General features: G+C 53.3%; 9 protein-coding genes, 1 tRNA gene, 2 rRNA genes and 1 pseudogene. 3 read left to right on the top strand and 10 right to left on the bottom strand.

Annotated features, from left to right (window positions below):
* The first annotated feature begins 172 nt into the window (after positions 1 to 172).
* From rrf (CTZ24_RS18255) to rrf (CTZ24_RS18245), 3 genes are all read left to right on the top strand, one after another.
* Positions 173 to 288, top strand: a 5S ribosomal RNA gene (gene rrf / locus CTZ24_RS18255).
* 14 nt (positions 289 to 302) lie between these two features.
* Positions 303 to 378, top strand: a tRNA-Thr gene (locus tag CTZ24_RS18250).
* A 33-nt stretch (positions 379 to 411) separates the two neighbouring features.
* Positions 412 to 527 (top strand): 5S ribosomal RNA (rrf, locus tag CTZ24_RS18245).
* Positions 528 to 739: 212 nt separating this feature from the next.
* Here rrf (CTZ24_RS18245) and CTZ24_RS18240 read toward each other — a convergent pair.
* The 10 genes and pseudogenes from CTZ24_RS18240 to CTZ24_RS18195 all read right to left on the bottom strand — a co-directional run.
* Positions 740 to 1,501, bottom strand: coding sequence for an amino acid ABC transporter ATP-binding protein (locus CTZ24_RS18240; protein ID WP_021183610.1), 762 nt, complete (start codon positions 1,499 to 1,501; stop codon positions 740 to 742).
* Between the two features lie 8 nt (positions 1,502 to 1,509).
* Positions 1,510 to 2,610 carry an amino acid ABC transporter permease gene (locus CTZ24_RS18235; protein ID WP_021183609.1) on the bottom strand — a complete coding sequence of 367 codons (1,101 nt, stop codon included), beginning with the start codon at positions 2,608 to 2,610 and terminating at the stop codon, positions 1,510 to 1,512.
* A gap of 15 nt (positions 2,611 to 2,625) precedes the next feature.
* Positions 2,626 to 3,804, bottom strand: coding sequence for an amino acid ABC transporter permease (locus CTZ24_RS18230; RefSeq protein ID WP_021183608.1), 1,179 nt, complete (start codon positions 3,802 to 3,804; stop codon positions 2,626 to 2,628).
* Between the two features lie 66 nt (positions 3,805 to 3,870).
* Entirely contained in the window at positions 3,871 to 4,896 is a 1,026-nt protein-coding gene (locus CTZ24_RS18225; RefSeq protein ID WP_013510735.1) for an amino acid ABC transporter substrate-binding protein, read from the bottom strand.
* A gap of 545 nt (positions 4,897 to 5,441) precedes the next feature.
* Entirely contained in the window at positions 5,442 to 5,738 is a 297-nt protein-coding gene (gene fis, locus CTZ24_RS18220; protein ID WP_003855228.1) for a DNA-binding transcriptional regulator Fis, read from the bottom strand.
* A gap of 24 nt (positions 5,739 to 5,762) precedes the next feature.
* The gene (gene dusB / locus CTZ24_RS18215) at positions 5,763 to 6,728 is read right to left on the bottom strand and encodes a tRNA dihydrouridine synthase DusB (RefSeq protein WP_036625605.1); all 966 of its coding nucleotides are present in this window, start codon (positions 6,726 to 6,728) and stop codon (positions 5,763 to 5,765) included.
* Positions 6,729 to 7,021: 293 nt separating this feature from the next.
* Entirely contained in the window at positions 7,022 to 7,903 is an 882-nt protein-coding gene (gene prmA, locus CTZ24_RS18210; protein ID WP_021183606.1) for a 50S ribosomal protein L11 methyltransferase, read from the bottom strand.
* Positions 7,904 to 7,914: 11 nt separating this feature from the next.
* Positions 7,915 to 9,360 carry a sodium/pantothenate symporter gene (panF, locus tag CTZ24_RS18205; RefSeq protein WP_208724280.1) on the bottom strand — a complete coding sequence of 482 codons (1,446 nt, stop codon included), beginning with the start codon at positions 9,358 to 9,360 and terminating at the stop codon, positions 7,915 to 7,917.
* A complete protein-coding gene (locus tag CTZ24_RS18200) occupies positions 9,350 to 9,592 on the bottom strand; it encodes a YhdT family protein (RefSeq protein WP_208725593.1) in 243 nt (80 codons plus the stop codon). The genes panF and CTZ24_RS18200 overlap by 11 nt, the downstream gene beginning before the upstream one ends.
* A 74-nt stretch (positions 9,593 to 9,666) precedes the next feature.
* Positions 9,667 to 9,981 (bottom strand): annotated as a pseudogene (locus tag CTZ24_RS18195) (acetyl-CoA carboxylase biotin carboxylase subunit); the annotation flags it as partial.

Here is a 9,981-nt window from a genome sequence, read left to right as displayed (position 1 = left end):
GGCCGGATGTGTAAGTGCAGCGATGCATTGAGCTAACCGGTACTAATGACCCGTGAGGCTTAACCTTACAACGCCAGAGGCGTTTTGAGTTGAGAGACGCGAGAATTTTCAGCATTGTTCGAACGGATTGATTCGTATGGCCTGCGAGGGCGGTGCGGATAAACAGAATTTGCCTGGCGGCTGTAGCGCGGTGGTCCCACCTGACCCCATGCCGAACTCAGAAGTGAAACGCCGTAGCGCCGATGGTAGTGTGGGGTCTCCCCATGCGAGAGTAGGGAACTGCCAGGCATCAATTTAAGTGTGCTGATATGGCTCAGTTGGTAGAGCGCACCCTTGGTAAGGGTGAGGTCCCCAGTTCGACTCTGGGTATCAGCACCAGTTATGGCATGAGTTCGGATTCAAAAGAATTTGCCTGGCGGCTGTAGCGCGGTGGTCCCACCTGACCCCATGCCGAACTCAGAAGTGAAACGCCGTAGCGCCGATGGTAGTGTGGGGTCTCCCCATGCGAGAGTAGGGAACTGCCAGGCATCAATTAAGTGAAGAAGCCCTGAACGAAAGTTCAGGGCTTTTTTACATCTGGAAACCAGTCAATATCCCCGTAGCGGCGCGATTTATCGCGCAGGTTTTACGTGAAGCTGCGCTGAAATGCGCGCGATAAATCGCGCCGCAACACCATCAGACAATAAAAAACCCCCTGCCGAAGCAGAGGGTTGGTAAAAAGCATCGCCAGATACTTCTCTTAATGAATAACCTGCGACAGGAATGCACGGGTACGTTCAGACTTAGGATTAGCAAAGAACTCTTGCGGTGGTGCCACCTCGACAATCTCACCACGGTCCATAAAGATCACCCGGTCAGCCACGGTGCGTGCAAAGCCCATCTCATGCGTCACGCACAGCATAGTCATGCCATCTTCTGCCAGACCAATCATGGTATCGAGTACTTCTTTCACCATTTCCGGATCAAGCGCAGAGGTAGGCTCATCAAACAGCATAATTTTGGGTTTCATGCAGAGTGAACGGGCAATGGCTACACGTTGCTGCTGACCACCGGACAGTTGCCCCGGAAATTTATGTGCATGTTCAGCAATACGTACGCGTTGCAGGTAATGCATCGCCAATTCTTCTGCCTCTTTCTTCGGCATTTTACGCACCCAAATCGGAGCCAGGGTGCAGTTCTGCAACACGGTCAGATGTGGGAAAAGGTTAAAGTGCTGGAATACCATGCCGACTTCGGTTCTTACACGCTCAATATTGCGCACATCGTCATTCAGATGGATGCCATCGACGACAATACGGCCCTGCTGATGTTCTTCCAGATGGTTGATACAGCGAATGGTAGTCGATTTTCCTGAACCTGACGGACCGCAGAGGACGATACGCTCACGCGGCTTCACCTGTAGGTTAATGTCTTTCAGCACATGGAATTGGCCGTACCATTTATTCACGTTTTCGAGCGTAATCATCATTGCGTCAGCAGAATTAGTCATAGATTGTGTCATGTAAAACCTCAGTGCGATTTACGCCCGGTGTGAAAGCGCTTCTCCAGATACTGGCTATAGCGCGACATGCTAAAACAGAAAATCCAGTAGACGAGGGCAGCAAAAACATAGCCTTCTGTCGACATCCCAAGCCATGTGGGGTCAACGGTTGCCTGCTGTACGCTACTGAAAAGATCAAACAGGCCGATGATGATCACCAGGCTGGTATCTTTAAATAACGCGATAATGGTGTTTACCAGACCAGGAATGGTCAGTTTGAGCGCCTGCGGCAGAATCACCAGAATCTGTGTTTTCCAGTAACCCAACGCCAGTGATTCGGCGGCCTCATACTGTCCCTTAGGTAACGCTTGTAAGCCACCGCGTACCACTTCCGCTACATAGGCAGACTGGAACAAAATCACCCCGACTAATGCACGCACCAATTTGTCGATGGTGGTGCCTTCTGCCATAAACAGCGGCAGCATCACTGAGGACATAAACAGCACGGTAATCAACGGTACGCCACGCCAAAACTCGATAAAAATCACCGAGAGAGTGCGTACAACTGGCATCTTCGAACGACGCCCCAGCGCCAGCAAAATACCCAAAGGCAGGGCACCGGCGATCCCGACCGACGCGATAATTAACGTCAGCGTCAGGCCACCCCACTGACGAGTTTCAACGCGGTCGAGGCCAAAATAGCCGCCATACATCAGAAACCAGACGATGATCGGATAGGCCACCGCCCAGCAAGCGATATAGCGGCCACGCTGTGGCATCGATTTGATGAACATCGGGATGATTGAAAGCAGGCCAATCACCAGCGCCAGGTTAATACGCCAGCGCAGCTCATGCGGGTACAACCCATACATAAACTGACCAAAGCGCGCATGGATAAACACCCAGCAGGCACCTTCTTTGGTACAGTCGGCTCGGGTTGATCCAATCCAGTTGGCCTGGAAGACCAGCCAGTTCAGCGCGGGCGGAATCACGCTCCAGATAATCCAGAAGCAAAGCAGCGTCAGCAGCGTGTTAAACCAGCTGGAGAACAGGTTTTTACGTGCCCAAACCCAGGCTTTGCTGACGGGATTGGTTGGTACTGGCGGTGTTTCGTGTGTGGTAACAGACATAATAATCCCGTTCTCTTAACGCTCAACCAGCGCGATTTTGCGGTTGTAGAGGTTCATCAGCAGTGAAATGACCAGGCTGATGATCAGGTAGACCGCCATGGTGATCGCAATCGTCTCAATCGCTTGTCCCGTCTGATTCAGTACCGTACCGGCAAACAGCGACACCATATCTGGATAGCCGATAGCGGCCGCCAGTGAGGAGTTTTTCACGATGTTGAGATACTGGCTGGTCAGCGGTGGAATGATCACGCGCATGGCCTGGGGAATAATCACCTGGCGCATGGTGACGGGATTTGGCAAACCAAGCGAGCGGGCAGCTTCATTCTGTCCATGGGGTACCGATTGAATACCTGAACGAATCACTTCTGCGATAAACGAAGAGGTATAAATCGACAGCGCCAGCGTGAGCGAAGCCAGCTCAGGGATCATCACGAAGCCACCACGGAAGTTAAACCCGCGCAGTTCCGGCACATCCCAGTGCGTTGCCGCACCGAACATCGCATGAGCGATCAAGGGAAACAGAATGATCATCGCACTGGCAATCGGCCAGGTACGGCGCAGCTGACCGGTTTTAAGCTGATGTTTGCGGTTAAAGCGGAACAGTCCCACGCTGACGGCAATCGCCAGCATCAACGCGATAACAAATGGCCAGGTGCCGGGCGCATAGGTCGGCCAGGGGATATAAAGCCCACGATTGCTGACAAATGCCAGATCGAAGGCGTTCAATGCCTGGCGTGGGCCGGGTAGATTACGCAGCACCGCAAAGTACCAGAAGAAGATTTGCAGCAGCGGCGGAATATTACGGAACGTCTCGATATAGATCGTAGAGAGCCTGCGCAGCAGCCAGTTATCTGACAAACGCGCGAGACCGATAAAAAATCCGAGAATAGAAGCGAAGATAATACAGAGTGCGGAAACCAGCAGGGTGTTGGTTAACCCCACCATAAACACGCGCGCGTAGGTATCTCCCTCGGTGTAATCAATCAGATGCTGGACGATACCGAAACCGGCACTACGTTCCAGAAAGCCGAAACCCGATGTGATGCCACGATTGGCCAGGTTGATCACTGTATTGTGGATGAGATATCCCACTACAGCGAGCACGGCCACAATCGCGACGATCTGGTAAAGCCAGGCGCGAACCGTAGGATTACCGAACGAAAAATCCCTTTTTACGGTTGGGCGTTGTGACATGTTGAAACCTCAGTGAAGAAAACGCATTGGGCACCGCAGGGTGCGGTGCCCGACTGGAAGGCAGAATTAACGTACCGGCGGAGCGTACTGGATACCGCCCTGATTCCAGAGCGCATTTTGACCACGCGCGATTTTCAGAGCACTGTCTTTACCGACGTTGCGGTCAAAGCTTTCCTGGTAGTTACCCACCTGTTTGATGATGTTGAATGCCCACTTGTTGTCGAGCTTCAGGTCTTTGCCGAAGTCGCCTTCAGCGCCCAGCAGGTGCGCCATGTCCGGGTTAGACGGTTTGGCTGCCAGCTGATCAACGTTTTTAGAGTTGATACCCATCTCTTCCGCATTCAGCATGGCGTACAGTGACCATTTAACGATGGTGAACCAGTCATCATCACCACGACGCACTACCGGGCCCAGCGGCTCTTTGGAAATCACTTCCGGCAGAACGATAAATTCGTCTGGTTTGCCCAGCTTGATACGCAGCGCATACAGCTGAGACTGGTCAGAAGCCAGGGTGTCACAACGACCGCTGTCGAGCGCTTTCGCTGACTCATCAGAACGGTCGAAAGTCACAGGGGTGTACTGCATGTTGTTGGCTTTGAAGTAATCCGCCACGTTCAGCTCGGTATCAGTACCGGCCTGGATACATACGGTGGCGCCATCAAGCTCTTTAGCGCTTTTGAGACCGGCTTTTTTATGGGTCAGGAAGCCGATACCGTCGTAGTAGTTCACGCCTGCGAACAGGAAGCCCATGCCGCCATCGCGTGATGAAGTCCAGGTGGTGTTACGGGACAGAATGTCCACTTCACCTGATTGCAGTGCGGTGAAACGCTCTTTTGCTGTCAGCGGGGTGTATTTCACCTTGCTGGCGTCACCAAATACGGCAGCCGCAGCGGCGCGGCAGACGTCAACGTCGATACCGGTGAATTTGCCGCTGGCATCGGCATAAGAGAAGCCAGGCAGGCCATCACTGATACCGCACTGAACAAACCCTTTCTTCTTAATTGCATCCAACGTGGTGCCTGCATGCGCTTGCTGAGCAACAGCGAACAGAGAAGCTGCAGCGACCAGGGTGGAGAGCATCATCTTTTTCATAAAGCATCCTGTGTGGCGAAATCGTGTTGTTATGTGGTTGTGTTGCACACTTTTAAGTGCGCTTTTCCTGTCTGTGGCGGTCAGCCATTCCAGACTCTGCAAAGCTGATGCCAGGTTTGCAGAATCCTGAATTCATTAGAAAGATCTCTTCATAACCTGAAGCATTCAGAAAGTTCTGACTACTATCGCGCACCAAAAGGAAGCAAAGCGAGTCGCCTCGATCACAAACAGTGCAAAAAGTTTCACTATATGGAAGCAGTGTGAGCGGGGACGCAGGACAAAATGTATGAATTTGCACGTTTGCGGCTGGAGCGGTTCAGGATCACAGAGAAACAGGGCTGGCGGGCAAAGATGCAGAGAAAAGTCGAGGAGAACTGAGCCAAAATGGGACATTAAGCGAAGGGGTTTCGCCGTGGAATATCACTGGAGCAATTGCAACTAATGTTACCATTATGGTGACAATTGTTTCATGCGTTGTTAACGGCGGGAAACAGAAACAAAAACGCCAGCCCGAGGGCTGGCGTTATCGCAGCAACAAACTGAAATCAGTTCATGCCGTATTTTTTCAGCTTCTTACGCAGAGTACCACGGTTGATACCCATCATCAGAGCTGCACGGGTCTGGTTGCCACGGGTGTACTGCATCACCATGTCCAACAGAGGCTGCTCGACTTCAGCCAGTACCAGTTCATACAGGTCACTAACATCCTGACCGTTCAGTTGAGCAAAATAGTTCTTCAGTGCCTGTTTAACCGAATCACGCAGAGGCTTTTGCGTCACCTGATCCTGTGAGTTAACGGTAGAAACGGTCAGTACGTCAGAATTTACGCGTTGTTCGAACATAGTTCTTTCAGCTCTTTATTTCGTTTACGCAAGATTTTCGAAGTATGCCTCCAACGCCTCCAGCTGTTCGCTGGCATCCTCAATGGCGTTGAATGTGCGCCGAAACTGGTCATCAGGGGCATTTTCCTGCAAATACCAGGAAACGTGTTTTCGGGCAATACGGTATCCCTTGCGCTGACCGTAAAAGTCGTGCAGCTCCCGTATGTGTCCAATCAGCATATGCTTCACTTCAGCCAGCGGCTTCGGTGCCAGCAGCTCCCCTGTGTCCAGATAATGCTGGATTTCCCGGAAGATCCACGGTCTTCCCTGAGCAGCGCGACCGATCATCAGAGCATCGGCTCCTGTATAATCGAGCACTGCTCTGGCTTTATGCGGGTCAGTAATGTCTCCATTCGCGATAACCGGAATGGAAACGCTCTGCTTAACTGTCCGAATGCTGTCGTATTCAGCTTGCCCTTCAAACAAACAGGCGCGAGTGCGTCCATGAATGGTGAGGGCCTGAATGCCACAGCGTTCAGCCAATTGGGCAATCTCTACACAATTACGATTTTCTTTGTCCCAGCCAGTGCGAATCTTCAGCGTAACGGGTACATCAACTGCATTTACTACCGCGGTGAGAATAGACTCAACCAGTTGCGGATGTTGCAGCAGCGCAGAACCCGCCATCTTACGATTCACTTTCTTCGCCGGGCAGCCCATGTTGATGTCAATGACCTGCGCGCCTGACGCCACATTAATGCGCGCGGCAGCCGCCATTTCATCGGGATCACAACCGGCTATTTGCACGGCACGAATACCGGGCTCGTCACTATGCACCATACGCAAACGGGACTTGTCACTGGCCCATACTTCCGGGTTTGATGACAACATCTCGGAGACTGTCATGCCAGCGCCGTTCTCGTAACACAAGGTGCGGAATGGCTTGTCGGTAACCCCGGCCATAGGCGCAGCGATGAGTCGATTACGAAGCTGATAATGTCCAATGCGCATGAAAAAGAAGTGACCCTAACTGTTCGCAAGGCGGCGTATATTACGCATTTTTTCACGAAGATGAAAGGCCAAACTTTGAACAATTAGCAGGTAAAGATCAAGGAAATCGGACCGATCAGTAACAACTATAAGAAATACCTATATTATTCATATAATTAAAAAAATACGCTGAAATTGTGAACAAAAGTTTTTCTGAAAACTTGAGCCAAATCACAACATAAAAAACGCCACATCACCGGATTCGCAAGAGATGTGGCGGGGAGTCAAGAGTGAATGGTGCTAATTATGCGGTATTAGCGACGTACACCGGTGATGCGACACCACTCTTCTTTTTCGGCCACCGGGTCGAGAGCAAAACGCTCGGTATAGGCTTCACACACGCTTTCCGCCTGGCTGGCCAGCACGCCTGATAAGCCGAGATGTCCACCGGCTTTTGGCAATACGCTGATCAACGGTGCCAGCTCACGCAGCGGGCCGGCAAGGATATTGGCGACCACCACGTCGGCCTGCAAGTTCTCTGGCTGCTGATGAGGTAAGTACAGGGACAGGCGGTCGGCGACGCCATTGCGTTCAGCATTATCACGGCTGGCCTGAATCGCCTGCGGATCGATATCAATACCGATCGCCTGGGCTGCACCCAGTTTCAGGGCCGCGATAGCCAGAATGCCGGAGCCACAGCCGAAATCGATCACGGTTTTGCCCTGCAAGTCGAGACCATCCAGCCAGCTCAGGCACAACGAGGTGGTTGGGTGTGTCCCGGTGCCAAATGCCAGGCCGGGATCCAGCATCACGTTGACGGCGTTTGGATCCGGCACTTCACGCCAGCTCGGACAGATCCATAAACGTTCACCGAAGCGCATGGGGTGGAAGTTATCCATCCATTCGCGTTCCCAGTCCTTGTCTTCGATCTGCTCGATTTTATGGCGGAAACCCTGGCCGAGCAGCGGATGCTGGCTTAACTCTGCAACCACGTCGCTCATGTCAGTTTCGGCATCAAACAGGCCAATCACATCGGTATCGCCCCATAAAAGCGTTTCGCCCGGCAGCGGTTCGTAAACCGGGTTATCGTGGGTATCCTGAAAAGTGACGGATACTGCGCCGCTCTCCATCAGTGCATCACTCAGAGTCTCGGCGTGCTCACCAGAGCTGTTAATTTTAATTTGAATCCACGGCATAGCGTTTCTCTTTATTCCAGGGCCGCGTCAGGTTGGTCAGACGCGGTGCCAAACAGATTACCGACCAGAAAGGCCAGCAGGCTAAGGATCAGGGAAGGAACGATAGGGTGGAAGCCCCACAGCTCCAGTTTCAGGCTGGCGAGCAGCGTGTAGCATGCGGCGCCAACCACCATGCCGCTAATCGCACCGGCAGCGTTAGCGCGTTGCCAATACAGACCGAGCACCAGCGGCCACAGGAACACCGCTTCCAGGCCGCCGAAGGCCAGCAGGTTCAGCCAGATGATCATATCCGGCGGGTTCCATGCTGCCAGCAGCAGCATGATGCCCAGCACAAAGGTAATGGTGCCGGAGAGCAGACGCAGACGCGCCTCATTCTCGCTGTGCTGCGGCGCAATGCGCAGATACAGATCCTTGATCAGGGTAGCGGAGGATTGCAGCAGCTGCGCGTTAATGGTCGACATGATCGCCGCCATTGGCGCAGCAAGAAAGATCCCTGCGGCCATAGGCGGTAAAACGGTGATCATCAGTGTCGGGATCACACGATCGGGAACGGTAAGATCCGGGATGATCGCCCGACCCAGCGCGCCAGCCAGATGCATGCCCAGCATCAGGATCACCACTACAATGGTGCCGAGGATAATGCCGCGATGCATCGCTTTGCTGTCTTTATACGAGATACAGCGCACGGCGGTATGCGGCAGACCGATCACGCCAAAGCACACCAGCACGGCAAACGAACTCAGGAAGGTGGGAGTGATGACATTACCCACCCCTTCTGGTGATACCAACTGTGGATCGATGGTGCGCAGTTTCGTGACGGCCGTCTCCAGCCCACCGGCCTGATGAATAACGGCAAACAGCAACAGGAAGGTGCCAATCAGCATCACCAGCCCCTGCATCGCGTCATTCAATACGCTTGCTCGGAAGCCCCCGACGGCGGTGTAGAGTGCGATGGTGCCACCAAAAATCAGCAGTCCGGTGTCGTAAGGAATGCCCGCAGCGGTTTCCAGCAGACGTGCGCCACCAATAAACTGCACTGTCATCGCACCGATAAACGCCGTCAGTAGGCTCAGGCTGGCCAGCCAAATCAGCAGCGGGCTGCGGTAGCGCCCATATAACATGTCATTGAGCGTCACGGCATTGTAGCGGCGCGCCAGAATGGCAAATTTCTTTCCCAGTACGCCGAGCGACAGCCACACGGCAGGCACCTGAATCATTGCCAGCAGCACCCACCCCAGCCCATATTTGTAGGCTGCACCCGGCCCGCCAATAAAGGAACTGGCGCTGATGTAGGTAGCGGTGATGGTCATTGCCAGCACAAAGCCGCCCATCGAACGGTTGCCGAGGAAATATTCGGTGAGGAAGTTACCCGCGCGCTGCTTGCGCATGGCAAAAACCGACAATCCGGCGATCAACACCAGATAGGCCAGCAGGGGAAGAATGATTTCACTTTCCATCGTTGTCCTCCAGTGACATATCGCGGAAAATCACCCGCACCATCAGCCAGCACAACGCAATAAACAGCACAGGGGCAAACAGGCAGGAGAGTTCAAACCAGTGTGGCAACCCGGTGATACCGGTGGCATCGCCACCCAGCCAGGCGGAAAGCCCCCACACGGCGAGATACGCCAGCGCCAGATACAACGCCCAGCGCGCCTCTTTATTCGCTTGCACAAAACGCCAATCCATCATGCAACCTCAAAGGCAACAAAAATGAAAAAGGCCGGTTTAACCGGCCTCAAAGGATCTCTGCGCTGCAAGAATTACTCTTGCAGGCCGAGTTTTTTCTCCAGGTAGTGGATATTAGTCCCACCCTGCTGGAAGTTTTCGTCGGACATGATTTTCATCTGCAGTTCGACGTTGGTCTTGATACCGTCGATGATCAGCTCCGCCAGCGCATTCTTCATGCGCGCAATCGCCACGTCACGGTTTTCACCGTAGGTGATCAGCTTGCCGATCATGGAGTCGTAGTACGGCGGCACGCTGTAACCGGCATAGATATGCGATTCCCAGCGCACTCCGAAGCCACCCGGCGCGTGGAAGCGCGTGATCTTGCCCGGACTCGGCAGGAAGGTGTT

This window comes from Pantoea phytobeneficialis (assembly GCF_009728735.1).
Classification (GTDB): Bacteria; Pseudomonadota; Gammaproteobacteria; order Enterobacterales; family Enterobacteriaceae; genus Pantoea; species Pantoea phytobeneficialis.
Note: the sequence above shows the minus strand (reverse complement) of the source record. Positions and strands in the feature narration are given on the sequence as shown.

What these genes read in the sequence shown, in the direction of transcription:
- CTZ24_RS18240 (WP_021183610.1), bottom strand. Translation starts at nt 1,501, where the DNA reads ATGACACAATCTATGACTAATTCTGCTGACGCAATGATGATTACGCTC.
- CTZ24_RS18235 (WP_021183609.1), bottom strand. Translation starts at nt 2,610, where the DNA reads ATGTCTGTTACCACACACGAAACACCGCCAGTACCAACCAATCCCGTC.
- CTZ24_RS18230 (WP_021183608.1), bottom strand. Translation starts at nt 3,804, where the DNA reads ATGTCACAACGCCCAACCGTAAAAAGGGATTTTTCGTTCGGTAATCCT.
- CTZ24_RS18225 (WP_013510735.1), bottom strand. Translation starts at nt 4,896, where the DNA reads ATGAAAAAGATGATGCTCTCCACCCTGGTCGCTGCAGCTTCTCTGTTC.
- fis (WP_003855228.1), bottom strand. Translation starts at nt 5,738, where the DNA reads ATGTTCGAACAACGCGTAAATTCTGACGTACTGACCGTTTCTACCGTT.
- dusB (WP_036625605.1), bottom strand. Translation starts at nt 6,728, where the DNA reads ATGCGCATTGGACATTATCAGCTTCGTAATCGACTCATCGCTGCGCCT.
- prmA (WP_021183606.1), bottom strand. Translation starts at nt 7,903, where the DNA reads ATGCCGTGGATTCAAATTAAAATTAACAGCTCTGGTGAGCACGCCGAG.
- panF (WP_208724280.1), bottom strand. Translation starts at nt 9,360, where the DNA reads ATGGAAAGTGAAATCATTCTTCCCCTGCTGGCCTATCTGGTGTTGATC.
- CTZ24_RS18200 (WP_208725593.1), bottom strand. Translation starts at nt 9,592, where the DNA reads ATGGATTGGCGTTTTGTGCAAGCGAATAAAGAGGCGCGCTGGGCGTTG.